Here is a 25,036-nt window from a genome sequence, read left to right on the forward strand (position 1 = left end):
GGCACGCCAGGAGGACCCGCGTTGCACACCGACCCCGCCCCCGAACCGCCCCGCGCGGCCACCTCCGCACCCGGCGGCCCGGCTGCCCCGCGGCCTGTCGCCGCTCCGGACACCGCACGCGACGCCGCTTCGGAGCCCGACGCGACTGGGGACACCGCACCACGGCTTGCCCCGGCGCACGACGCCCTCCCCGCGCCGCGGCCCGCGCCGCACACCGGCCAGGCCGCGGCCGACCCCCTGGACGACCTCGATCCCCGCGCCGCCGCCCAGGCCGCGGGCACGGAGAACCTGATCCGCTGCTGGGCCCGCGAGGCCGGTGTGTCCACCCCCGGCGACGGCGTCCTCCACGTACCGCTCCCGGCCTCCGGAACCTCGCTCGTCGTGCCCGTCCGCTACTGGTCCCCGACCGGGGCGCACCGCTTCGGCCCCCCGCGGCTTTCCGGCTCTCCCGCGTCGGCGCCGCCGGTGGACGCGGTCACGCTCGCCGCGCTGCTCGTACGCGAGACGGCCGGTTCCCCGGGGCCGGACGGTCCCGACCTCGTCGCGCGCGTGGCCGACTCCGTCCGCCGCACCGCCGTCTTCCTCCGGGACCGCGCCGGTTCCAGCGAACGCAGCTGCCCCGACCTTTTCCTCGCCGCCGAACAGTCGCTGCTCCTCGGACACCCGCTGCATCCCACCCCGAAGAGCCGGGAGGGCCTCACCGAGGACGAGGCCCGCCGGTACTCACCGGAGCTGCGCGGCTCCTTCCCCCTGCACTGGCTGGCCGTCGCCCCCTCGGTACTCGGCACCGACTCGGCCTGGACCGAGCGCGGCCGCCCGGTCACCGCGCCCGCGCTCACCGCACGCCTCGCGGCGGACACTCCGGCGGCACCGGAGGGGTACGCCCTCCTGCCTCTGCACCCCTGGCAGTTCCGCGCGGTGCTGCACCGGCCGGACGTCGCGGCACTCCTGGACTCCGGGCTGGTCAGGGATCTCGGCGCCCGGGGCCCGGCGTGGCACCCCACGTCCTCCGTGCGCACCGTCCACCGCGGCGGCGCCCCCGCCATGCTCAAGCTCTCGCTGGGCCTGCACATCACCAACTCCCGCAGGGAGAACCTCCGCAAGGAGCTCCACCGCGGCGTCGAGGTGCACCGCCTGCTGCGCCGCGGCCTGTCCCGCCAGTGGCGGTCGGCCCACCCGGACTTCGACATCGTCCGCGACCCGGCCTGGCTGGCCGTCGACGCACCCGACGGCACGCCCGTGCGCGGCCTCGACGTCGTCGTCCGGCACAACCCCTTCCGGCCCTCGGACGACGTCTGCTGCGTGGCCTCCCTCGTGGAGCCGCGGCCGCACACCCGGCTGGCCGAGGTGGTCACCCGGCTCGCCGGACGGACCGGCCGCCCGCGCGGGGCGGTCGCCGTCGAGTGGTTCCTGCGCTACCTCCACCACGTCGTGCGCCCCGTCCTGTGGCTGGACGCCCGCGCGGGGATCGCCCTGGAGGCGCACCAGCAGAACACGCTCGTCCTGCTGGACGCCGACGGCTGGCCCGCGGGCGGCCGCTACCGCGACAACCAGGGCTACTACTTCCGCGAGTCCCGGCGTGCGGAACTCGATGCCAGACTCCCCGGGATCGGCGCACACAGCGACACGTTCGTGGCCGACGCCGTCACCGACGAGCGCTTCGCGTACTACCTCGCCGTCAACAACGTGTTCGGTCTCATCGGCACCTTCGGCTCCGAGCGTCTCGCCCCGGAGGGCACGCTGCTGGCGGCCTTCCGCCGCTTCCTCGGTGAGCTGGGCTCGGGCCCCGACGCCCAGGGCGGCCCGCTCCCCGCCCACCTCCTCGACTCACCCGTGCTGCGCTGCAAGGCGAACCTGCTGACCCGGCTGCACGGCCTCGACGAACTCGTCGGCCCGGTGGACACCCAGTCCGTCTACGTCACCATCGCCAACCCCCTGCACGCCTGAGCGGGCCGCCCTCCCGAAGGAACGACACTGTGAAATCCACCGACGCGAGCGCCGACGACACCCTGGACCTGCACCTGCCCGAGGAGTTCGTCGCCCTCTTCCGGACCCCGGCGAACGACCCCTCGGAGGCAGCGACGGCACGCGCGCGTGAGGACCTCCTCGACGGCATCGCCGACTGGGGGCCGAGCGACACGCCCGCCGGAGTCTTCCACCTGGTCCCCGTCGACCTGGAACGGGACGTCGAGCTCGTCGCCCGCTGGATGAACGACCCCGCCGTCGCGGCGTACTGGGAGCTGACCGGACCGCAGAGCGTGACCGCGGACCACCTACGGGCCCAGCTGACCGGCGACGGGCGCAGCGTCCCGTGCCTCGGGACACTGGACGGGGTGCCGATGAGCTACTGGGAGATCTACCGCGCCGACCTCGATCCGCTGGCCCGGTACTGCCCGGTCCGGCCCCACGACACCGGCGTCCACCTGCTGATCGGCGACCGCGCCCACCGCGGGCGGGGCCTCGGAACCGAGCTGATCAGGGCCGTCGCCGACCTCGTCCTCGCGGGGCGCCCCGCCTGCACGCGCGTGCTCGCCGAACCCGACGTCCGCAACAGACCGTCCGTCGCGGCGTTCCTCGGCGCCGGGTTCCGGACGACGGGGGAGGTGGACCTGCCCACCAAGCGCGCCGTCCTCATGAGCCGGGCACGCGAGGCGCGGGAACAGTCGCCGTGAAGCGCCGCGCCCGCCCGCCGTCCCACCCCGTTTCGCCGGTCAGCCACCCAGGAGCCTCCCTTGCCCCGCCTGTCCCCACGGTTACTCACGCCCCTCGCCCCCGCCTTGCCGACCCGTTTGTCAGTCCCGGGCCGTAGGGTGGTCGCGCTATGACGAAGCCCTCACTCCCCGAACTCCTGCACGCCGCCGTCACCGCCGTCGGCGGCACGGAGCGTCCCGGCCAGGTGGCCATGGCCGAAGCCGTCGAGGAAGCCATCGACGGCGGCTCCCATCTGCTGGTCCAGGCCGGCACCGGCACCGGAAAGTCGCTGGGGTACCTGGTGCCCGCGCTGGCGCACGGGGAGCGGGTGGTCGTGGCCACGGCGACGCTGGCCCTGCAGCGCCAGCTGGTCGAGCGGGACCTGCCCCGCACGGTCGACGCGCTCCACCCCCAGCTGCGCCGCCGCCCCGAGTTCGCGATGCTCAAGGGCCGGTCGAACTACCTGTGCCTGCACCGGCTGCACGAGGGCGTGCCGCAGGACGAGGAAGACGGTCTCTTCGACCAGTTCGAGGCCGCCGCCCCCACCAGCAAACTGGGCCAGGACCTGCTGCGGATGCGCGACTGGGCGGACGAGACCGAGACCGGGGACCGCGACGACCTCACGCCGGGCGTCTCCGACCGCGCCTGGGCGCAGGTGTCGGTGTCCTCCCGGGAGTGCCTGGGCGCCACTAAGTGCGCCTACGGTGCCGAGTGCTTCGCCGAGTCGGCCCGTGAGCGGGCCAAGCTCTCCGAGGTCGTCGTCACCAACCACGCGCTGCTCGCGATCGACGCCATCGAGGGCGCGCCCGTCCTCCCGCAGCACGAGGTGCTGATCGTCGACGAGGCCCACGAGCTGGTCTCCCGGGTCACCGGAGTCGCCACCGGCGAGCTGACCCCCGGCCAGGTCAACCGTGCCGTGCGCCGTGCCGCGAAGCTGGTGAACGAGAAGGCCGCCGACCAGCTCCAGACCGCCGCGGAGGGCTTCGAGCGGCTGATGGAGCTCGCGCTGCCGGGCCGCCTGGAGGAGATCCCGGAGGACCTCGGCTACGCCCTGATGGCCCTGCGGGACGCCTGTCGCACGGTCATCTCGGCGATCGGCGCCACCCGCGACAAGTCCGTGCAGGACGAGGACGCGGTCCGCAAGCAGGCGCTGGCCTCCGTGGAATCGGTGCACGACGTGGCCGAGCGGATCACGAACGGCTCCGAGTGGGACGTCGTCTGGTACGAGCGCCACGAGCCCCGCGGCGGAGCCGCATACCGGCCCAGTGGGGCCTCGCTGCGGGTTGCTCCGATGTCCGTCTCCGGGCTGCTGCGGGAGAAGCTCTTCACCGACCGCTCGGTGGTCCTGACCTCCGCGACCCTGAAGCTGGGCGGCGACTTCAACGGCGTCGGGGCGTCCCTCGGCCTCGCCCCCGAGGGCACCGAGGGCGACGACGTGCCCCAGTGGAAGGGCGTCGACGTGGGCTCGCCCTTCGACTACCGCAAGCAGGGCATCCTCTACGTCGCCAAGCACCTGGCCCGGCCCGCCCGGGACGGCGACCGCGGCGACATGCTCGACGAGCTGACCGAGCTGATCCAGGCGGCGGGCGGCCGCACACTGGGGCTGTTCTCCTCGATGCGCGCGGCCCAGCTGGCCGCCGAGGAGCTGCGCTCGCGGATCCCGGAGTACCCGATCCTGCTCCAGGGCGAGGAGACCCTCGGCGAGCTGATCAAGAACTTCGCGGCCGACCCGCGGACCTGCCTCTTCGGCACCCTGTCCCTGTGGCAGGGCGTCGACGTGCCCGGGCCCAGCTGCCAGCTGGTCGTCATGGACAAGATCCCGTTCCCGCGTCCGGACGACCCCCTGATGAGTGCCCGCCAGAAGGCGGTGGAGGAGGCAGGGGGCAACGGCTTCATGGCGGTCGCCGCCACCCACGCGGCGCTGCTGATGGCCCAGGGCGCGGGCCGGCTGGTCCGGGCGTCGGGCGACCGCGGGGTGGTCGCCGTACTGGACCAGCGGCTGGCGACGGCCCGGTACGGCAGCTATCTGAAGGCGTCGCTGCCCGACTTCTGGTTCACCACGGACCGCAACCAGGTCCGCAAGTCACTCGCCGCGATCGACGCGAAGGCACGGCAGACCGAGGGCGCCGAGCAGACGGAGGGCGCCGAGCAGACCGTGAGCGCCGAGCAGGCCGAGGGCGACTGATCGCTCCCGCACAGCGCTGGGCCCCGGAACCGGCGCAGAGGTCCCGGGGCCCGGTCTGGTCGGCGGGGCGCTGTCGCGCGTACCCGCCCGCCGTGGCGCTCAGACGCGACGCAGTACGGCCACCACCTTGCCGAGGATGGTCGCGTCGTCACCGGGAATCGGCTCGTACGCGGAGTTGTGCGGGAGGAGCCAGACGTGGCCGTCCTCGCGCTTGAAGCGCTTGACGGTGGCCTCGCCGTCGAGCATCGCGGCCACGATGTCGCCGTTCTCCGCGACCGGCTGACGGCGGACCGTGACCCAGTCGCCGTCGCAGATCGCGGCCTCGATCATCGAGTCGCCGACGACCTTCAGGACGAACAGCTCGCCGTCGCCGACCAGCTGCCGGGGGAGCGGGAAGACGTCCTCGACGGACTCCTCGGCCAGGATCGGACCACCGGCGGCGATACGACCGACCAGCGGCACGTACGAGGCGGCCGGCTTTCCGGCGGTGTCCGTGGGCTGCACCGAGGCGGCCTGGTCGGAGCCGCGCACCTCGTAGGCGCGCGGGCGGTGCGGGTCCCGGCGCAGGAAGCCCTTGCGCTCCAGCGCCATCAGCTGGTGCGCCACGGACGAGGTGCTGGAGAGGCCGACGGCCTGGCCGATCTCCCGCATCGACGGCGGGTATCCGCGCCGCTGCACGGAGTCGCGGATGACCTCGATCACCCGGCGCTGGCGGTCGGTGAGCCCCGAGCTGTCCGCCCGGATGCCGGGAGGTCGCCCCGGCAGGGAGCGCTTGTGCCCCTCGGGACTCGCGGCGTCGCTCATCGCGTGCACCGGCTCAGGTCGGCCCTGGGGGCGTTCCTGGGCAGTGATGGTGGCACTGTCGGCGGTGGTGGTCACGTCGGCCCCTCTCGATGGTCTCCCTGCTGCACAACGGTAGTAGCTTTCGAAAGGTTGCGCCAAACACACGTTCGAGTGAAAAAACGCGAATCGCTCGCTCGTATTGCGTGCCTGGGTGTATAGCTACCGTGACGCCTGGCGGACAAAAGGGCTCATTGCTGTACTCTTCACCGCCGTGGTGACAACCTCCGGGATGTCGCCCCAGTCTGCCATCCGGCATCCCGTTCGACCGGGCGGGTCTCCCATCTGTTGCGGTAGCCCCACGTCCCCTCCCCGCGGTGCCCACGGTATCTCCGCATGCCCCGGGCGGCCGCGCACGCACAGGCGCGACACGCGTGCAGGGCGTGTATGTATGAGCCAATCCCCACATCTAGTGGTTGGATAGCGTGAGCAGCCCACAAGTTGTGGTCCCCCGGGTCTTCGGGCCCGCCGCGATCGCCTATGCTGGGGGCTGCTTCGAGGGGCCTGAAGGGCCTTTCGAGGCTGTTGAGTCTGCTGTGAGGAGGGTTCGGAGTCCATGCACTGCCCCTTCTGCAGGCACCCCGACAGCCGTGTCGTCGACAGTCGTACGACCGACGACGGCACGTCGATCCGCAGGCGCCGCCAGTGCCCTGACTGCTCCCGTCGGTTCACGACCGTGGAGACGTGCTCGCTCATGGTGGTGAAGCGGTCCGGGGTCACCGAACCGTTCAGCCGCACCAAGGTGATCAACGGTGTGCGCAAGGCCTGTCAGGGCCGGCCCGTCACCGAGGACGCGCTCGCCCAGCTCGGCCAGCGGGTCGAGGAGGCGGTGCGGGCCACCGGAAGCGCCGAGCTGACCACCCACGACGTGGGGCTGGCCATCCTCGGACCGTTGCAGGAGCTCGACCTCGTCGCCTATCTGCGATTCGCCTCCGTCTACCGGGCGTTCGACTCGCTCGAGGACTTCGAGGCCGCGATCGCGGAACTGAGGGAGACGACGGGGCACCCCGGCGAGGACGACGACACCGGCGCGGGGAGCCAGGAGAACGACCGCGGGCCCACGGGGGCAGGACAGGTCCCCGAGCCCGCAGGCGCCGCCGACTGATCGGCGGGCCGGACCCGGACTTCGGCGCCCGGGCCCGGCCGGACGGCGGCGAGCGAACAAGACCCGTTGCGGGCGGTGCGAGAGATGCCCGCAACACCAGACAGAACACCGTGCCCACGGGAACAATCGGGGCACTTCAGGGCGTTTTCGCCCGTACAGGGAGGCGGCATGACAGAGACGGCGAGCGGTCCGGCACGGAGTTCCCGCGCCAAGGGCACCAAGGCGGGCAAGGGACTCCGCGTCGAGCGCGTCCACACCACTCCCGGCGTCCACCCCTACGACGAGGTGGCCTGGGAGCGTCGTGACGTCGTCATGACCAACTGGCGCGACGGCTCGGTGAACTTCGAGCAGCGTGGCGTCGAGTTCCCCGAGTTCTGGTCGGTGAACGCGGTCAACATCGTCACCAGCAAGTACTTCCGGGGCGCCGTGGGCACCCCGCAGCGCGAGGTGAGCCTGAGGCAGCTCATCGACCGCATCGTGAAGACGTACCGGAAGGCCGGCGAGGACAACAAGTACTTCGCCTCGCCCGCCGACGCCGAGATCTTCGAGCACGAGCTGGCCTACGCCCTCCTGCACCAGATCTTCAGCTTCAACAGCCCGGTGTGGTTCAACGTCGGCACGCCCCAGCCGCAGCAGGTCTCCGCCTGCTTCATCCTGTCCGTCGACGACTCCATGGAGTCGATCCTCGACTGGTACAAGGAAGAGGGCATGATCTTCAAGGGCGGCTCCGGCGCCGGCCTGAACCTCTCCCGGATCCGCTCCTCCAAGGAACTGCTCTCCTCCGGCGGCAACGCCTCGGGACCGGTCTCCTTCATGCGCGGCGCCGACGCCTCCGCCGGCACCATCAAGTCCGGCGGCGCCACCCGCCGCGCGGCCAAGATGGTCATCCTGGACGTCGACCACCCCGACATCGAGGACTTCATCCAGACCAAGGTCAAGGAAGAGGAGAAGATCCGCGCCCTGCGCGACGCGGGCTTCGACATGGACCTGGGCGGCGACGACATCACGTCCGTCCAGTACCAGAACGCCAACAACTCGGTCCGCGTGAACGACACGTTCATGAAGGCCGTGCAGGACGGCGGCAAGTTCGGCCTGACGTCCCGCATGACCGGCGAGGTCATCGAGGAGGTCGACGCCAAGGCGCTCTTCCGCAAGATGGCCGAGGCCGCCTGGGCGTGTGCCGACCCGGGCATCCAGTACGACGACACCATCAACCAGTGGCACACCTGCCCGGAGTCCGGCCGCATCAACGGCTCGAACCCGTGCAGCGAGTACATGCACCTGGACAACACGTCCTGCAACCTCGCCTCGCTGAACCTGATGAAGTTCCTGAAGGACGACGGCAAGGGCAACCAGTCCTTCGACGCCGAGCGCTTCTCCAAGGTCGTCGAGCTGGTCATCACCGCGATGGACATCTCCATCTGCTTCGCGGACTTCCCGACCCAGAAGATCGGCGAGAACACCCGCGCCTTCCGCCAGCTCGGCATCGGCTACGCCAACCTCGGCGCCCTGCTGATGGCGACCGGCCACGCCTACGACTCCGACGGCGGCCGCGCCCTGGCCGGCGCCATCACCTCCCTGATGACCGGCACGTCGTACCGCCGCTCCGCCGAGCTCGCCGCGATCGTCGGCCCCTACGACGGCTACGCCCGCAACGCGAAGCCGCACCTCAGGGTCATGAAGCAGCACTCCGACGAGAACGCCAAGGCCGTCCGCATGGACGACCTCGACACGCCGATCTGGGCCGCCGCCACCGAGGCCTGGCAGGACGTGCTGCGCCTCGGCGAGAAGAACGGCTTCCGCAACTCCCAGGCGTCCGTCATCGCCCCGACCGGCACCATCGGTCTCGCGATGTCCTGCGACACCACCGGCCTCGAGCCCGACCTCGCCCTGGTCAAGTTCAAGAAGCTGGTCGGCGGCGGCTCGATGCAGATCGTCAACGGCACCGTCCCGCAGGCCCTGCGCCGCCTGGGCTACCAGGAGGAGCAGATCGAGGCGATCGTCGCCCACATCGCCGAGCACGGCAACGTGATCGACGCGCCCGGTCTCAAGCACGAGCACTACGAGGTGTTCGACTGCGCGATGGGCGAGCGTTCCATCTCCGCGATGGGCCACGTCCGCATGATGGCCGCCATCCAGCCGTGGATCTCCGGCGCCCTGTCCAAGACGGTCAACCTGCCGGAGTCGGCCACCGTCGAGGACGTCGAGGAGGTCTACTTCGAGGCCTGGAAGATGGGCGTCAAGGCGCTCGCCATCTACCGCGACAACTGCAAGGTCGGCCAGCCCCTCTCCGCCAAGACCAAGTCCGCCAAGGACGAGAAGGCGGAGATCACCGAGAAGACCGAGGCGGCCATCCGCGAGACGGTCGAGAAGGTCGTCGAGTACCGCCCGGTCCGCAAGCGCCTCCCGAAGGGACGTCCCGGCATCACCACGTCCTTCACCGTCGGCGGCGCCGAGGGCTACATGACCGCCAACTCCTACCCGGACGACGGTCTCGGCGAGGTCTTCCTGAAGATGTCCAAGCAGGGCTCGACCCTCGCGGGCATGATGGACGCCTTCTCCATCGCGGTCTCCGTCGGCCTCCAGTACGGCGTGCCGCTGGAGACGTACGTCTCGAAGTTCACCAACATGCGCTTCGAGCCGGCCGGCATGACGGACGACCCGGACGTGCGGATGGCGCAGTCGATCGTCGACTACATCTTCCGCCGCCTGGCGCTGGACTTCCTGCCCTTCGAGACGCGCTCCGCGCTCGGCATCCACTCCGCCGAGGAGCGCCAGCGCCACCTGGAGACCGGTTCGTACGAGCCGTCCGACGACGAGCTGGACGTCGAGGGCCTGGCCCAGTCCGCGCCCCGCGCCCAGGAGCTGGTGGCCGAGGCCGAAGCCGCCAAGCCCGCTCCGCAGCAGGCGCACACCAGCACCGAACTGGTGGAGATGCAGCTGGGCATCCAGGCCGACGCCCCGCTCTGCTTCTCCTGCGGCACGAAGATGCAGCGCGCCGGCTCCTGCTACATCTGCGAGGGCTGCGGCTCGACCAGCGGTTGCAGCTGACGCCTGGTCGTGCCTAGTCGCCCATGAGTAAGGGGCGCCCGCCATTGGTGGGCGCCCCTTACTCATACGCGTGCAACGTCAGGACCGCCGCGCCGCGCCCATCACCCGGGTGAACGTCGCGGGATCGCCGTCGAAGCCGTGTACGCCGGCGCGAAACTCCCACGCCCCAGCCTCGTCCCGGACGAACTCCGCGACCGTCGCCGCGGTGGCGGCCGGAACGCCGGCGAAGTCCTCCGCGGCCAGGTCCGTGTAGCCCTCGCGGATGCGCAGGCCCGGGTTGGCCACGTCGCGGAAGGTCCGGTCCTCGGTGTGCTGCTGGATGGCGACGCCCACCACCACGCGCGCGTACCGGGCGTCCAGCCGCTCCAGCTCCAGGGTCATGACCTCGTCGAAACCGAAGCCCTTGCCGTCCTTGCTGTCCCGGTTGAGGTAGATCGTGCCGTCGGGCGAGCGGCTGTCGAAGTGCACCACGTAGACCGGGGTCCCGTACGGGTCACCGGCCGGATAGGTCCCGGCGACGAGGTCCAGGTCGGTGGGTGGCTCTCCCGCCGGACTCGGGTCCCACCGCAGTGCGACCTCGACCTTGCCCATGCCCTTGCTGAGGCCGTTCACAGACTTCCCCTTCCCAGGTCCCCCCGCCCCGCCCGGGCCACCAGAACTGCCGGGCGGCGGCGGCCGGTTGTCCATCCTGCCACGCACCGGGACGGGGGTGCGGGCAAGCGGTCCCGCGGAGAGCGACCGGCGCCGGGTTCCCTGGCCTTACCATGGCGCGGTGCTGGTCAAGTGGATTCGCTGCACCGTGGTGGACCGCCGCGGTTTCGAACGGGGGCAGCGGAAGTGGGCGGGGCTTCCGGGGGAGCCGGGTTTTCGGGGACAGGGGGGTGGCTGGAGCCGGGCGCGGCCGGACGTGGCGCACGTCTTCGCCTTCTGGGAGAGCCGTGCCTTCTACGACTCCTTCATGGCCCGCTCCCACGACAGGCTGGCCTCGGCCCAGGTGGGCACCTTCAAGGACGCCCAGGTCAGGCTCTTCGACTACCGCTTCGACGTGAAGACCGGGTTCGAGCCGCGCTTCACCGACGCCGACCTGCTGCGGGTGGCGCTGTGCCGGGTCCACGAGGAGCGGTCGGAGCACTACGTCCTCATGCAGGAGAAGGTCTGGAACCCGGCGATGGCGGGCTCGCCGGGCATGATCCGCGGCCTGTTCGGCGAGGCCCCGGGCAACGGGTACAACGAGTACCTCGTGCTGTCCATGTGGCTGTCGGCCGCCGAACACGGAAAGTACCGCACCGAGCGGGTGGAGCGGCTCGCCCTGCGCGCCCAGACGGAGGCCGACATCGCCGCGCTGACGGGCGACATCGTGCAACTGGAACCTTCCTGGACCGTTTGATCTAGGGTTCTGGCATGGCACGACCACGGCGCATCGTTCTTGTCCGGCACGGCGAGTCGACCGGCAACGTCGATGACACCGTGTACGAGCGCGAACCCGACCACGCGCTCGCCCTCACCGACCGGGGCCGGGCGCAGGCCGAGGAGACCGGCAAGGGGCTGCGCGAGGTGTTCGGCGGCGAGCGGATCAGCGTGTACGTCTCCCCCTACCGCCGCACCCACGAGACGCTCCGCGCCTTCCACCTCGACCCGGACCTGATACGGATACGTGAGGAACCCCGGCTGCGGGAGCAGGACTGGGGGAACTGGCAGGACCGCGACGACGTGCGTCTGCAGAAGGCCTACCGCGACGCCTACGGGCACTTCTTCTACCGCTTCGCCCAGGGCGAGTCCGGCGCCGACGTGTACGACCGGGTCGGCGGCTTCCTGGAGAGCCTGTTCCGCAGCTTCGAGGACCCCGACCATCCGCCGAACGTGCTGCTGGTGACGCACGGGCTGGCCATGCGGCTGTTCTGCATGAGGTGGTTCCACTGGACGGTCGCGGAGTTCGAGTCGCTGTCCAACCCCGGGAACGCCGAGATGCGGATGCTCGTTCTCGGTGAGGACGGCAAGTACACCCTTGACCGGCCCTTCGAACGCTGGCGAGATCCGGAACCGTACGGGATCACCGGATAGAGTGGCGGGGCGATGACCCTTCATTCTTCTTCTGACGGGCGCCTGGACCGCGCCCTTTCCAGCCTGCGCGGACTGTCGGTGGGGGACGCGCTCGGCTCACAGTTCTTCGTTCCCGCGAACTACCCGCTGCTGGGGCGCCGCGAGCTGCCGTCCGGTACCTGGCAGTGGACGGACGACACGGAGATGGCCTGTTCCGTCGTCTCCGTCCTGGCCGCGCACCACCGCATCGACCAGGACGCTCTGGCACAGTCCTTCGCCCACCACCACGACTTCGACCGGGGATACGGACCCGCGGTCAACCGGCTGCTGCGGCTGGTCCGCGAAGGCGGCGACTGGCGCGAGCTGGCCGCGGCGCTGTTCAACGGCCAGGGCTCGTGGGGCAACGGCGCCGCCATGCGCATCGCCCCGCTCGGCGCCTGGTACGCGGACGATCCGGAGCAGGCGACCCACCAGGCGGAGATCTCGGCCTACCCGACGCACCAGCACCGTGAGGCCGTGGTCGGTGCCATGGCCGTCGCGGCGGCCGCGGCACTGGCCGCCGATCCGGCCGGCCCGCCCGCCGCGCACACCCTCCTCGACGGGGTGATCGCGCTCGTACCGAAGAGCGCGGTGGGCGCCGGACTGCGACGCGCCCGGGACATGCTCGACTACGGCGATGCGGCCACGGTCGCGGCGGTCCTGGGCTGCGGTCGGCGTACGACCGCCCATGACACGGTTCCCTTCGCCCTCTGGTCCGCGGCGCGCGCCCTCCGGGACTACGAGACCGCGTTCTGGACCACCGCCCAGGTCGGCGGCGACGTGGACACCACCTGTGCCATCGTGGGCGGGGTGATCGCGTCCGGCAAGGCGGGGGCGCCCCCGGCCGAGTGGGCGGACCGGGTCGAGGCGCTGCCCGCCTGGACGGCGACGTCGGCCTGACCGAATCGCTCGGCGTGGACGTGCTGTCGGTGTTCGTCGCGCTGCTCCGACGGGTGGGCGCGGCGACCAGCTGCGGACCCCGCCCGGCCCGGGGCGCCGCGGTGTCAGCCCATACCCGGCCCCGCCGTGCCGGACAGGGCGTCCAGGTCGCTCTTGCGCACCCGTATCACCAGCCAGGCCGTGGCCAGCGCCAGTACGGCCATGGCCGCCGCCGGGATGAAGGCGGCCGAGATGCCCTGTGCCAGCACGTCGTGCGACCAGGGCGCGGGCAGCTGGTGCGTCTGGGCGAACTCCGCCTTCTGCTCCGGCGAACCGTTGGTGAGGAAGTCGGGCACCTGCTCTTTCGCCTCGTCCTTGCTGGCCGTGCCGAAGACCGTGGTCAGGATGGCGAGCCCGATCGATCCGCCCACCTGCTGCATCGCGTTGAGCAGACCCGACGCCGCGCCCGCCTCGTGCTGGGCGACGCCGGAGACCGCGGTCAGCGTCAGCGTGACGAAGTTCAGCCCCATGCCGAAGCCGAAGATCAGCATCGGTCCCAGGATTCCGCCGACATACGAGCTGTCGGAGCTGATGAGAGCCTGCCAGCCGAGCCCGAGCGCCGCGAGCGCCGAGCCCGCGATCATGAACGGCTTGGGGCCGAACACCGGCAGGAAGCGCTGCGACAGTCCGGCACCGAGCGCGATCACGACCGTGACCGGCAGGAAGGCCAGACCCGCCTCGATGGGGGTGTAGCCGAGCACGTTCTGCACGAACAGCACGATGTAGAAGAACATGCCGAACATCGCCGCGGCCAGGCTCAGCATGATTACGTACGTGCCGGAGCGGTTGCGGTCGGCGAACATCTTCAGCGGGGTGATCGGTTCCTTGGCCCGCTGCTCGATGAGGACGAAGGCCAGCAGCAGGACCGCGGCGGCCGCGAAGGAGCCGATGGTCAGGTTGTCCCGCCAGCCCTCGTCCGCGGCCCGGATGAAGCCGTAGACGAGAGATGCCATGCCCGCCGTCGAGGTGATCGCCCCGGCGATGTCGAAGCGGCCGGAGTGCCGTTCGGACTCGCTGATGTAGAGCGGCGCGAGCACGGCGATCAGTACGCCGATCGGCACGTTGACGAAGAGCACCCAGCGCCAGTCGAGCCACTCGGTGAGCATGCCGCCGGCCAGCAGGCCGATGGCACCGCCACCCGCGGAGACGGCGGCGAAGACGCCGAAGGCCCGGTTGCGTTCCGGCCCCTCGGGGAAGGTGGTGGTAATAAGGGCCAGCGACGTGGGCGACGCGATCGCGCCTCCCATGCCCTGCAGGACGCGCGCGGCCAGCAGCTGCCAGGGTTCCTGCGCGAAGCCGCCGAGCAGCGAGGCGAAGGTGAACAGCAGGATGCCCGTCATGAAGACCCGGCGCCTGCCGAGGATGTCACCGGCTCGGCCGCCGAGCAGGAGCAGGCCGCCGAAGGTGAGCGTGTAGGCGCTGACGACCCAGGTGAGGTCGGTGGTGCTGAACTCGAGCGCGTTCTGGATGTGCGGGAGCGCGATGTTCACAATCGTCGCGTCAAGTACGACCATGAGTTGGCAGGCCGCGATGACGGCGAGTGCGATGCCGGGATGCCCCTCCCGGCGGGCCGCTCCCGGCTTCTTGTCTTTGACCAGAGAAGAGGTTGTCACTATGTGTCCCCCACGGACGATTTAGTGAACGATCGCGTTCACTGTTGCTTCAACGTTAGTGACTCGGAGACAGTGAACGCAACCGTTCACTTTTCGTGTCGTCGTGCATCCTGTCCCCGTCGCGGCCGCACGATGCGTACCTCATCCCCGAATACCCGTTTTCACCGCTTTCTGGAGACCTCCGACATGGTTGCTTCGCACTGGGCGTCCGCCTCCGCCCAGACGCCCTCCCGCCGGCGTGGTGCGGTCCTGGAGCGCGCGATCCTCGAGGCCGCGCTGGACCAGCTCGGGACCGTCGGCTGGAACGGCCTGACGATGGAGGGGGTGGCCGCGGGCGCGCAGACCGGCAAGGCCGCCGTCTACCGGCGCTGGCCCTCCAAGGAGGACCTCGTCGCGGACGCGCTGCGGTCCGGGCTCCCGGACTTCGACACGGCCCCCGACCGTGGCAGCGTGCGCGAGGACCTGTTGGAGCTGTGCCGCAGGGCGCGCGACGCGATGTTCTCCCGGCCCGGATCCGCTTTGCGCTCCGTGATTCACGAATGCGACACCATGCAGGCCGAGCGCTTCCATACGGTGATCATCAAGGGTGTCGTCGAGCCGACCCTCAAGCTGCTCTGTGAGGTCATCGAGCGTGGAAGGGAGCGGGGGGAGGTCCGGCCCGACGCGGTCAACGGGTACGTCTGCGACGCCATCCCGGCGATGATGATGTACCGCTCCAAGATTTGTGCAAGTGAATGGACGGATCACGAGCTTGAGGAAATGATCGACCAGCTGATGATCCCGCTGCTGCGTCCCGACGGTCCCTGACCCGGGCGGCCGGGAGGCCGTTCCCGTTTTGGGCGACCGGGGTGTCGCCCGGCGATCGCGGCGGCGTACGCTAGGGGCGCCATGCCGTACGAACCACCTACTCACACCGTCGAGCGCTCCCTTCGCGCCACGACCGGAGCGAAGATCATTGCCGGTGTCGACGAGGTGGGGCGCGGTGCGTGGGCCGGTCCGGTCACCGTCTGCGCCGCGATCACCGGACTGCGCCGACCCCCGGTCGGTCTGACCGACTCCAAGCTGCTCACCATCAAGCGACGCACCGAACTCGAGGTGGAGTTGCGGACCTGGGTCACGTCCTACGCCCTGGGCCACGCCTCTCCGGAGGAGATCGACGCGCTGGGGATGACCGCCGCGCTGCGACTGGCGGCGGTGCGGGCCCTGGAGACCCTGCCCGTCCGCCCCGACGCCGTCATCCTCGACGGCAAGCACGACTATCTCGGGGCCCCTTGGCGGGTTCGCACGGTGATCAAGGGCGATCAGTCCTGCGTCGCCGTCGCGGCGGCCTCGGTGCTCGCCAAGGTCCAGCGCGACAAAATGATGGCCGAACTGGGTGTCGACCATGCAGACTTCGGTTTTGCGGACAACGCCGGGTATCCGTCGCCCGTGCACAAGGCCGCACTGGAGGAGCGGGGCCCCACCCCGCACCACCGGTTGTCGTGGGCGTATCTTGATGCGCTGCCCCAGTGGCGGCACCTCAAGAAGGTCCGCAGTTGGGTGGAGGGAAGCGTTCCGGAAATCGAGGGTCAGCTCGGATTCGATTTCTGACGGTTCCGCTCGCAGGTATGTGCCACCCGCCGACGCGAGCCGCACCAACGTTTGATAAATATCAGCTCATGCCTCTCATTCCCGAGGAGCCTCAGATTCACGAGAAGGCCCAGGGTCCCCGCGCCACTCCGGCCAGTGGCCGCACCGCGCCGACCCCCCGCCCCGTACCCGGCCCCCGTCCCGCGGCTCCGCCGCGCCCCGGCCGTCCCGGCCCGGTGCGGCCGGCACCGCCGGCGCAACGCGCATCGCGCGACACGGCCGCCAAACCCGGACCTTCGGGTCCGGCCGCCCCGGCCACCCCGGAAGTCACCTCGGCGGCCCCGCAGATCCAGTTGATCCCGGCCACGCCCGACGGCGCGCTCGACGCCGCCGAAGAGGCCGTGGACCTGCTGCTGGACTCGGGTCGTACCCCCGGTGACGTGCTGGTGATCACCACCGGCGAACTCCACCCGTGGGCGGCCCACGAACTGTCCTTCGGCGATGCCGCCTACTGGGCGCAGCACGACGCGGGCGACGACGTCTTCTACACCGACGCCGCCGTCGCCGACCGTGCCGCGTCGCGGGCGGTGGTCGTGGTCGCGATCAACGGCGGCCCCGAGGCCGCCGCTGTCACCGCCCTGACCGTGGCCCACTCCCGGGCCGGTGCCCTGCTGATCGTCTGCGGTGATCCGCAGCGGATCAACTCGGTGCTGGGCGCGGGCGTCTGAGACCGCTCCGCCGAGCACGGCGGACGCCGGTGTGACACAGGGGGCGCCGGCCTGAGCCCCCGGCACGGTGGGGGCTCAGGCCTGCCCGGGTGCCCTCCGGTGCCCGACAGGACCGGGTCCGACGCGGGCAGCAGTGCGCCTGCCGCCGCACCTGCCGGTGCCCGTGCCGGTCGTCGGGATTCGGACGCCGTACGGACACCGCCGGACGCCCTGAGCGGTCGGTGCGGTCGGCGCCGACGGGTCTCGTACCGGTCGGGTCACGGGCGAGGGGTGCGACGGCGCGGGCTGCCGTCCCGTCGTGGCCTCCGGCGTGGCCTCTTTCGTGGTGGCCTCGCCGAGTATGCCCCCGTCCGCGGTGCTCAGCGGGCCGCGGCGCGGCGCAGCACGTCCGAGGCGACACCACCGGTGCGTGGCGGCGGGGGCGGCGACTCCGCCGTGGCGAAGGGCTCCGGCGCCGACGCCGCGTTGGGCCGGCGCCCGCCGCGGCCCTCGCCGAGGACCTGCCAGCCGTCCCGGGTCAGCGTGATGTACGCGCCGCAGCGCAGCCCGTGCAGTGTGCACGCGTCCCGCAGCCCCCACATCCACGCGCCGTCCTCCTGGGTCCAGCGCCCGTCGCCCTCACGGCAGTAGAGCAGCACGGCGGTGCGCACCGGAGTGCGGCGCCGCAGGTCGTGCGGGATGACACGGCGCAGCTGGGAGAGCAGCGCGTTGCGGAACATCCAGCCGTCGGCGGCCGAGCGGCGGCTGGTGAACGAGGCACTGGCGCGCAGCCGTTCGTCCGGGTCGAGCACGGCCACGACCGCCGTCGCCGGTTCGGGACGGTGCCGTGAGTGCAGCCCGGTGACGACCTCGCGGGGATTGCGCAGCAGCGGGATGCCGGCGGCGGCCCACTCCGCCGGTTCGAGCATGCGAGTGGCGGAAACGGCGGACGACGAAAACGAGGCCGCCGAGGACGGAGCGAATCCGAAGGTCACGTTCCTCCCTTCGGCTACGCGCCCACACTGCGGGCAGGGTCGGATTCGGGGAGCGCGCACCGCAGCGAAGCCCTGCCGGGGCACGGAGGGCCGTGCGGGGAGCGGACTTCAATTCTTCCTGTCGAACTTGGATGCGGCAACGAGCAATTGAGACCGAGGACCCATATCGGCTGATGTGCGTTCTATATCCCTACCCGGAGTGTCACCCGGCGACGCATGGGGCACGGCACACGCCACGGCCCGTTCCGGATTCGCCGATTGTCAGTGCCATCGGGTTGCATGGGGGCATGGACCACGTGGAACTCCGGACCGAAGCGGACGCCGTCCTCGCCGAGCTCGTCGGCGACCGTGAGGGCTCGGCACGGCTGCGGGAGGATCAGTGGCAGGCGGTGGCGGCCCTGGTGGAGGAGCACCGGCGGGCCCTGGTGGTGCAGCGCACCGGCTGGGGCAAGTCGGCCGTGTACTTCGTCGCCACCGCCCTGCTGCGCCGCCGTGGCGCCGGACCCACGGTGATCATCTCGCCCCTGCTGGCGCTGATGCGGAACCAGGTCGAGGCTGCCGCGCGGGCGGGGATCCGGGCGCGCACGATCAACTCGGCGAACCCGGAGGACTGGGAAGCGATCTACGGGGAGGTCGAGCGGGGTGAGACGGACGTCCTCCTGGTGAGCCCGGAGCGCCTGAACTCCGTGGACTTCCGCGATCAAGTACTGCCGAAGCTCGCGGCCACGACCGGCCTGCTCGTGGTGGACGAGGCGCACTGCATCTCCGACTGGGGCCACGACTTCCGCCCCGACTACCGCAGGCTGCGCACGATGCTGGTCGAGCTGCCGGCCGGGGTTCCGGTGCTGGCCACCACGGCGACCGCCAACGCGCGGGTCACGGCCGACGTGGCGGACCAGCTGGGCACCGGCGGCGGGGACGCTCTGGTTCTGCGCGGGCCGCTCGACCGGGAGAGCCTCCGGCTGGGCGTGCTCGTGCTGCCGGACGCGGCGCACCGGCTGGCGTGGCTGGGGGAGCAGCTGGGGGAGCTGCCCGGTTCCGGAATCATCTACACCCTGACGGTGGCTGCGGCGGAGGAGGTCGCGGCGTTCCTGCGGCAGCGCGGATATCCGGTGGCCTCCTACACCGGGAAGACGGAGAACGCCGACCGGTTGCAGGCGGAGGAGGATCTGCTGGCGAACCGGGTGAAGGCACTCGTGGCGACGTCGGCGCTGGGCATGGGCTTCGACAAGCCCGACCTGGGCTTCGTCGTTCATGTGGGGTCGCCCTCGTCCCCCATCGCCTATTACCAGCAGGTGGGACGTGCCGGGCGTGGCGTGGACCATGCGGACGTCCTGCTGCTGCCCGGGCGGGAGGACGAGGCGATCTGGGCGTACTTCGCCTCGGTGGGCTTCCCGCCGGAGGAGCAGGTCCGGCGCACGCTGGCGGTGCTGGAGGAGGCGGGGCGGCCCATGTCGCTCCCGGCGCTCGAACCGCTGGTGGACCTTCGCCGATCGCGGCTGGAGACCATGCTCAAGGTCCTGGACGTGGACGGCGCGGTCAAGCGGGTGAAGGGCGGCTGGGCCGCCACGGGACAAGCGTGGGCGTACGACGCGGACCGGTACGCCTGGGTGGCCCGGCAGCGGCAGGCGGAGCAGCAGGCCATGCGGGACTACGTGTCCACCACGCGGTGCCGGATGGAATTCCTGCAGCGGCAGCTGGACGACGAGAAGGCGGCCCCGTGCGGTCGCTGCGACACCTGTGCCGGCCCCTGGCTCGACCCCGCCGTCTCCGCCGAGGCCCTCGCGGCGGCGACGGGCGAGCTGGACCGTCCGGGCGTGGAGGTCGAGCCGCGCAAGATGTGGCCGACCGGCCTCGCCGCGGTGGGCATGGACCTCAAGGGCCGCATCCCCGCGGGCCGGCAGGCCCTCACCGGGCGGGCACTGGGAAGGCTGTCGGACATCGGCTGGGGCAACCGACTGCGACCGCTCCTGTCGGCGCAGGCCGCGGACGGTCCGGTCCCGGACGACGTGCTGCGGGCCGTCGTGACGGTGCTGGCCGACTGGGCCCGCTCACCGGGTGGCTGGGCCACCGGCTCTCCCGACGCGGTGGCGAGGCCCGTGGGCGTCGTCGCCGTGCCCTCCCGCACCCGCCCCCAGCTGGTCGCCTCACTGGCCGAGGGAGTGGCGCGGGTCGGCAGGCTCCCGCTGCTGGGCAGCCTCGCCCACACCCCCCACGCCGACGAGTACGGCGCCCACCGCAGCAACTCCGCCCAGCGACTGCGTGCCCTGGCCGAGTCGTTCACCGTGCCCGCCGAGCTGGCCGCGGCGCTGGCCGCCACGGACGGTCCGGTCCTGCTCGTCGACGACTTCACCGACTCGGGCTGGACACTGGCCGTGGGCGCACGCCTGCTGCGTCAGGCCGGTGCCGACGAGGTGCTCCCGCTCGTCCTTGCTCTGGCCGGATAAGGGGTTCCGGCCCTCGGACGCGGTCGTGACGTGTCCCTGCCGATAGTTGTCCACAGGGCAAAGCGGAGTTTTCCGATCCGCGAGATGGTCCAGTCATGACGAACCACAGCGAAACGACTGGATCCTCCGAGAACGGCGACATCTCGCGAGCCGCCGAACGGGGGCGGGAGCGGGCGGACGCCGCCACGCCCGAGAGCCCCGCAGACGAACACCAGGTCACCCTGCGCACCCCCGCCGAACTCGCGGACGCCTTGCCGTACCTGCTCGGGTACCGCCCCGAAGACAGCATCGTCCTGGCGGCCCTGCGCGACAGGGACGGTCGGGGCCGGTTCGGCGGCCGCGCGCGGCTCGGTATCCCGGCGAGCCCGGACGACTGGGCGGGCGCGGCCGGACAACTGGTTCACGGGCTGGTGACCGGGAGCGAGCGCCGGGGGGTGCGGCCCGAGCAGATGGTCGCCTACCTCTGCCAGGAACCTCGCCCGGGCGAGACCGGCCGGGAGGTGATGGAGCGACTGCGGCCGCTGGCCCAGAAGCTCCGTGTCGAGTGCGGTGCCCTCGACATTCCCGTCGTCGAAGCCCTGTGCATCTCGGACGGGCGCTTCTGGTCCTACTGCTGCGACGAAGAGGCCTGCTGCCCTGCCGACGGCCTCCCCGTGGGACTGCCGGGTACGTCGGTGCTGGCCGCGGCGGCCACCTACGCCGGGATCCAGGTGCGCGGCTCGCTCACCGAGCTGCGCGCCAGGATGCTCCCGGGGGAGCACGCGACGGCGGCCGAGCAGACGGCCGCCCTCGATGCGGCCGCCACGACGCTGGTCGCCAGGATCCTTGACGCCGGGGGCCGGGCCGAGGTGGCCGCGGAGACGCTGGAGACGGCGCAGCGGATCATGCGGCGCCTCGCCGGGGCTCCGCCCGTGTCCGGCGCGCAGGCCGAGGACGTGCGGGACGATCAACTGCTCGGGCACGACGAGGCGGCGGCACTGATCCTGGGGCTCCAGGACCGTACGACGCGTGACCGTGCCGCCGCCTGGATGGAGGGCGCCGAGGCGGCACCCGCGATGCGCCTCTGGCGGGCCCTGGCCCGACGCTGCGTCGGGCCGTACGGCGAACACGCGGCCGCGCCCCTCACCCTCGCGGGCTGGGTCGCCTGGTCCACCGGTGACGAACTGGAGGCGCGGGAGGCACTGGCCATGGCCCTCGGCGCGGACCCCGACTACCTCTTCGCCCGGCTCCTGCACCAGGCGTGCAACGAGGGCCTCGACCCCGAGTCGATCCGCCGCTGCCTGCGCGAGGACAGGGAAGGCGGCCAAGGCAAGGGAGACACCACCGCGGCCGACGACGGGCGCGGCGGTGCAGCCGTGGAAGGGGGAGGGGAACCGCCCCGGCCCTCGTCCGCCGCGCCGCCCCGCCGTCGGCGCCGCGGGCCTTCCCCCGCCTTGCCCTCCGGCGTACGACGCCGGACGAGGGCAGGGGGTCACCGGCCCGGGACCGAGACCACGCCTCCCCGCACCACCCCTCCCCGCACCGCCCCTCCCCGCACCGCCCCCGGGGCCGGCCACCCCGGCGTCCCGCGCACGCGCCGGACCCGCTCCCAGGCTCCGGCGACGCCGGTCACCGGCCGGGAGGACGCCCGCCCGGAGGGTGCGGGCACGGGAGAGAGCGGGAGCCTCGGGGACAGGGAGCGCCCCTGAGGCGGATGGCCGAGGCCCGGACGTACCCGGGGCCGCCGGGTGGGGAGGCCCAGGTCGGGAGGAAGTGGATCAGCGGCGAAGCGGTTGGCGAAGGGAGTGTTTATCGTCAGGCAGACGACTATGATCGCCGCATGCCCTACGACCCGTCAGCTTTTCCGCCCTTCGCCGTCACTGTGGACCTGGTCGTGCTGACCGTGCGTCGCCACTCACTGTGCGCGCTGGCGGTGCGCCGGGGTGAGCCGCCGTTCCAGGGCCGTTGGGCCCTGCCCGGCGGGTTCGTACGGGACGGCGAGGACCTGGCGCAGGCGGCGGCGCGGGAGCTGGCCGAGGAGACCGGGCTGTGCGTCCACGACCCTGCCGCACCGCCCCAGGACAACGGCGCCCACCTGGAGCAGCTCGCGACGTACGGTGACCCCGAGCGCGATCCCCGCATGCGGGTGGTCAGCGTCGCCCACCTCGCGCTCGCCCCCGACCTGCCCGCGCCGCGAGCGGGCGGCGACGCCAGCAACGCCCGCTGGGCACCGGTCGAGGAACTGCTGGAACAGAGCGGCTACGGCCGTGCCGACGAGGCGGTGGCGCCGCTCGCCTTCGACCACGCCCAGATCCTGGCGGACGGCGTGGAGCGAGCCCGCTCCAAGATCGAGTATTCCTCCCTGGCCACCGCCTTCTGCCCGCCCGAGTTCACCGTGGGGGAGCTGCGCCGTGTCTACGAGGCGGTGTGGAGCGTGGCGCTCGACCCCCGCAACTTCCACCGCAAGGTGACGGGCACCCCGGGCTTCCTCGTCCCCACCGGCGGCACGACCACCCGCCAGGGCGGCCGTCCCGCCCAGCTCTTCCGCGCGGGCGGCGCGACCCTCCTCAACCCGCCGATGCTTCGTCCCGAGGTGTGACGCCGGGCCCGTGCGATGCCCGAAAAACCGGATATCACACGCTATCTTGCTACGGGTGATCCAGGCCTTCGGACTGACCAGCAACCCCCGCAAGGAGCTTCCGCCCGCCGTCGACGACGTCTCGTTCGAGGCGCGTGCGGGCCGCGTCACCGCGCTGCTCGGAGCATCGGGCGCCGGCAAGACGACGGCACTCAGACTCATGCTCGACCTTCAGCGGGGCCGTGGCCTCACCTACTTCAGAGGCCGCCCCCTGCACCGCATCGCCCACCCCGCACGCGAGGTCGGCGTGCTGCTGGGGGACGTTCCGGGACACCCCGCCCGTACGGTGCGCGGCCATCTCCGCATGCTGTGCGCCGCCGCCGGCGTTCCCGTCCGCAGGGCCGACGAGGTCCTGGAGTCGGTCGGTCTCCTGGGCCTGCGCGACGAACGCGTCGGCTCCCTCTCCCGGGGCATGGACCGGCGCCTCGGACTGGCCTGCGCACTGGTCCCCGACCCGCACACCCTGCTCTTCGACGATCCCGCCGGCGCACTCTCCGCCCACGACGCCCGACGACTGCACGGAGTACTGCGCGCGCATGCCGCACAGGGCGGCACGGTCCTGTTCAGCACGGCGGATCCCAAGGAGGCCGCACGCAGCGCCGACCACGTCGTCACGCTCGAGCGGGGCAGAGTCGTCGCCGACCAGGAGGCGGCGGAGTTCGCCCGTACCCGGCTGCGCCCCCGCGTCGCGGTACGCAGCCCGCACGCCGCCCGGCTCGCGGCCCTGGTGACCAAGGAGGCGCGCGCGGCACGCCGTTCCGTCGAGGTGGTGCGCGAGGGCGGCAACCGTCTGGCGGTGTACGGCAGTACGTGCGCCGACATCGGTGAGGCGGCCTTCCGGCACGGCATCCTCGTGCACCAACTGGCCGACGAGGTCGGTGACATGGGCCCCGGAGCCGGTGTGGTCCCCGCAGCCCGGCAGCAGGAGCCACGGGAGACGGACGGCGATCGGGCGCCGGGCACAGGCGCGCCGAGCGCGGTGAGGCCGGGCCCCGAGACGCCCGGCGCGCTCCTCCCGTCGCCCGCCACGGACGGCGACACCCTCGGAGACGGGCGCGCTGTCGGGCACGGAGACCCGGACGGCCCCGCATCGGGGACCGTTCCGAACCGAACTCCCGGCCCCCGCCAGGCCCCCGTCCCCGGCGACCACCCCGAAGCCGCTCCCAGCCCCTCCGAACCCGCACCCGGTCCTTCCACATCCGTTCCCAGTCCCTCCGGCCCTGCTCCCAGTCCCTCCGCGGTCGATGCCGCTCCGCTCCGCACCCCGCGCCCGTTCCGTGCCCTCGCCCCGGGCGGCGCGCGGAGCCGGGAAGCGGCCGCCACGCTGCCGCCGCCGATCTCCGTCCGCTCCGCCCCCAGCCCGCTTCGTCCGCTGCGCTACGAACTCCGCCGCGCGGTGGGCATCCGTACCGGGTTCGTCACCGGTGCGGTCGTGCTCCTCGTGTCCGCCGTCATCGCCGTGGTCCTGGCCCGGGTGGGACACATCCCGCAGCCGCGACTCCTGGCCGCCTGGCCGCGCGAGCTCCCGCTGCCGCCCGCCGCACTCGGCGCCGGGCTGCTCGGCGCCCTCGCCTTCGGCGACGAGTTCCGCCACCCCGCCCTGGCGGCGGACCGCGGTACCGTGCCACGCCGCATGGGACTGCTGACCGCCAAACTCCTCGTCTCCGCGGCCACCGCACTGCTGCTGGCCGCGCTGACGGTGGGCTGCGACGCCGAGGTGCTCCGCCTCTTCTACGGGCCGGAGCTCGCCCAGGCCCCCGCCGACTGGCCCGCCCTGAGTGCGGGTTGGCTCGGACTCGTCGTCGGGTGCGCCTGGTCCGGAGTGCTCGCCGCGGGCGTCTTCCGGTCCACCACCGCCGGGCTGGCGGCGGTGGTCGCCGTTCCGGTCGCCGTCGTACCGCTCGTACAGAAGGTCTGGGAGGGCCCCTCCGTGCGGACGGCCGCCGGACTGCCGATGCGGGTGCGCGAGGTCCTGCTGACCCAGTGGCCGTTCGGAGGCGAGCGGTACGTGGCGGAGGTGCTGCGTCTGATCGCCCAACCGGTGGGCGGCGCAATGGCGTTGTCCCTGACCGCGCTGCTCTGCGCCTATCTGCTCATGACCTTGCGCAGCAGGGTTTGACGACCCCTGTCCCACCCTTCCGTTCCGACCGTGTGCGCAACTCCCCGGGGAAAGCCCATTTCTTTCCGATAAGGCGTCA

General features: G+C 72.0%; 19 protein-coding genes. 15 read left to right on the forward strand and 4 right to left on the reverse strand.

All coding sequences use genetic code 11. The features are described from left to right. Positions 1–21: 21 nt before the first annotated feature. From ACH4D3_RS00295 to ACH4D3_RS00305, 3 genes are all read left to right on the forward strand, one after another. Positions 22–1,947 carry an IucA/IucC family protein gene (locus ACH4D3_RS00295; protein WP_398314776.1) on the forward strand — a complete coding sequence of 642 codons (1,926 nt, stop codon included), beginning with the start codon at positions 22–24 and terminating at the stop codon, positions 1,945–1,947. A 29-nt stretch (positions 1,948–1,976) separates the two neighbouring features. After that, a complete protein-coding gene (locus ACH4D3_RS00300; RefSeq protein ID WP_398314778.1) occupies positions 1,977–2,672 on the forward strand; it encodes a GNAT family N-acetyltransferase in 696 nt (231 codons plus the stop codon). A gap of 149 nt (positions 2,673–2,821) precedes the next feature. Next, a complete protein-coding gene (locus ACH4D3_RS00305; protein WP_398314780.1) occupies positions 2,822–4,876 on the forward strand; it encodes an ATP-dependent DNA helicase in 2,055 nt (684 codons plus the stop codon). Between the two features lie 99 nt (positions 4,877–4,975). On the opposite strand, the gene lexA is transcribed toward ACH4D3_RS00305, so the two are convergent. Then, positions 4,976–5,755, reverse strand: coding sequence for a transcriptional repressor LexA (gene lexA, locus ACH4D3_RS00310; RefSeq protein ID WP_059297927.1), 780 nt, complete (start codon positions 5,753–5,755; stop codon positions 4,976–4,978). Between the two features lie 517 nt (positions 5,756–6,272). On the opposite strand from lexA, the gene nrdR reads away from it, so the two are divergent. Continuing rightward, the gene (gene nrdR / locus ACH4D3_RS00315) at positions 6,273–6,821 is read left to right on the forward strand and encodes a transcriptional regulator NrdR (protein WP_125628514.1); all 549 of its coding nucleotides are present in this window, start codon (positions 6,273–6,275) and stop codon (positions 6,819–6,821) included. A gap of 168 nt (positions 6,822–6,989) precedes the next feature. After that, a complete protein-coding gene (locus tag ACH4D3_RS00320; protein WP_398314783.1) occupies positions 6,990–9,872 on the forward strand; it encodes a vitamin B12-dependent ribonucleotide reductase in 2,883 nt (960 codons plus the stop codon). Between the two features lie 78 nt (positions 9,873–9,950). Here the strand turns inward: ACH4D3_RS00320 and ACH4D3_RS00325 are convergent, their stop codons facing one another. Beyond that, positions 9,951–10,484, reverse strand: a complete 534-nt coding sequence (locus ACH4D3_RS00325) for a TerD family protein (protein WP_398314785.1) — start codon at positions 10,482–10,484, stop codon at positions 9,951–9,953. Between the two features lie 160 nt (positions 10,485–10,644). Here ACH4D3_RS00325 and ACH4D3_RS00330 point away from each other — a divergent pair, with 160 nt between their 5' ends. Genes ACH4D3_RS00330 through ACH4D3_RS00340 form a run of 3 tightly spaced genes read left to right on the forward strand, consistent with a single transcriptional unit; the run spans position 10,645 to position 12,851 of the window. Next, positions 10,645–11,259: a YdbC family protein gene (locus ACH4D3_RS00330; RefSeq protein ID WP_398314787.1), complete on the forward strand. Its 615-nt coding sequence runs from the start codon at positions 10,645–10,647 to the stop codon at positions 11,257–11,259. Positions 11,260–11,273: 14 nt separating this feature from the next. After that, positions 11,274–11,933, forward strand: coding sequence for a histidine phosphatase family protein (locus ACH4D3_RS00335; RefSeq protein WP_361007040.1), 660 nt, complete (start codon positions 11,274–11,276; stop codon positions 11,931–11,933). Between the two features lie 12 nt (positions 11,934–11,945). After that, positions 11,946–12,851, forward strand: a complete 906-nt coding sequence (locus ACH4D3_RS00340; RefSeq protein ID WP_398314789.1) for an ADP-ribosylglycohydrolase family protein — start codon at positions 11,946–11,948, stop codon at positions 12,849–12,851. Positions 12,852–12,955: 104 nt separating this feature from the next. Here the strand turns inward: ACH4D3_RS00340 and ACH4D3_RS00345 are convergent, their stop codons facing one another. Continuing rightward, positions 12,956–14,503 (reverse strand): MFS transporter, encoded by a 1,548-nt coding sequence (locus ACH4D3_RS00345; RefSeq protein WP_398314791.1) that lies wholly within the window; start codon positions 14,501–14,503, stop codon positions 12,956–12,958. A 186-nt stretch (positions 14,504–14,689) separates the two neighbouring features. On the opposite strand from ACH4D3_RS00345, the gene ACH4D3_RS00350 reads away from it, so the two are divergent. From ACH4D3_RS00350 to ACH4D3_RS00360, 3 genes are all read left to right on the forward strand, one after another. Next, a complete protein-coding gene (locus ACH4D3_RS00350) occupies positions 14,690–15,310 on the forward strand; it encodes a TetR/AcrR family transcriptional regulator (protein ID WP_398314793.1) in 621 nt (206 codons plus the stop codon). An 81-nt stretch (positions 15,311–15,391) separates the two neighbouring features. Continuing rightward, positions 15,392–16,093, forward strand: coding sequence for a ribonuclease HII (locus ACH4D3_RS00355; protein ID WP_356862382.1), 702 nt, complete (start codon positions 15,392–15,394; stop codon positions 16,091–16,093). A 68-nt stretch (positions 16,094–16,161) separates the two neighbouring features. Beyond that, positions 16,162–16,800, forward strand: coding sequence for a hypothetical protein (locus ACH4D3_RS00360; RefSeq protein WP_398314796.1), 639 nt, complete (start codon positions 16,162–16,164; stop codon positions 16,798–16,800). A 359-nt stretch (positions 16,801–17,159) separates the two neighbouring features. On the opposite strand, the gene ACH4D3_RS00365 is transcribed toward ACH4D3_RS00360, so the two are convergent. After that, positions 17,160–17,774, reverse strand: coding sequence for a hypothetical protein (locus ACH4D3_RS00365; RefSeq protein WP_398314798.1), 615 nt, complete (start codon positions 17,772–17,774; stop codon positions 17,160–17,162). Between the two features lie 287 nt (positions 17,775–18,061). Between ACH4D3_RS00365 and ACH4D3_RS00370 the strand changes: the two genes are divergently transcribed. The 4 genes from ACH4D3_RS00370 (at position 18,062) to ACH4D3_RS00385 (ending at position 24,957) form a co-directional block, all read left to right on the forward strand. Continuing rightward, the gene (locus ACH4D3_RS00370; protein WP_398314800.1) at positions 18,062–20,221 is read left to right on the forward strand and encodes a DEAD/DEAH box helicase; all 2,160 of its coding nucleotides are present in this window, start codon (positions 18,062–18,064) and stop codon (positions 20,219–20,221) included. 95 nt (positions 20,222–20,316) lie between these two features. Continuing rightward, a complete protein-coding gene (locus ACH4D3_RS00375; protein ID WP_398314802.1) occupies positions 20,317–21,909 on the forward strand; it encodes a DUF4192 domain-containing protein in 1,593 nt (530 codons plus the stop codon). A gap of 131 nt (positions 21,910–22,040) precedes the next feature. After that, positions 22,041–22,799 carry an NUDIX domain-containing protein gene (locus ACH4D3_RS00380; protein ID WP_398314804.1) on the forward strand — a complete coding sequence of 253 codons (759 nt, stop codon included), beginning with the start codon at positions 22,041–22,043 and terminating at the stop codon, positions 22,797–22,799. Positions 22,800–22,854: 55 nt separating this feature from the next. Then, positions 22,855–24,957 (forward strand): ATP-binding cassette domain-containing protein, encoded by a 2,103-nt coding sequence (locus tag ACH4D3_RS00385; protein ID WP_398314806.1) that lies wholly within the window; start codon positions 22,855–22,857, stop codon positions 24,955–24,957. Positions 24,958–25,036: the final 79 nt, after the last annotated feature.

The sequence above is a fragment of the Streptomyces sp. NPDC018026 genome (assembly GCF_044327745.1).
In the GTDB taxonomy this organism is placed as follows: Bacteria; Actinomycetota; Actinomycetes; order Streptomycetales; family Streptomycetaceae; genus Streptomyces; species Streptomyces rubrogriseus.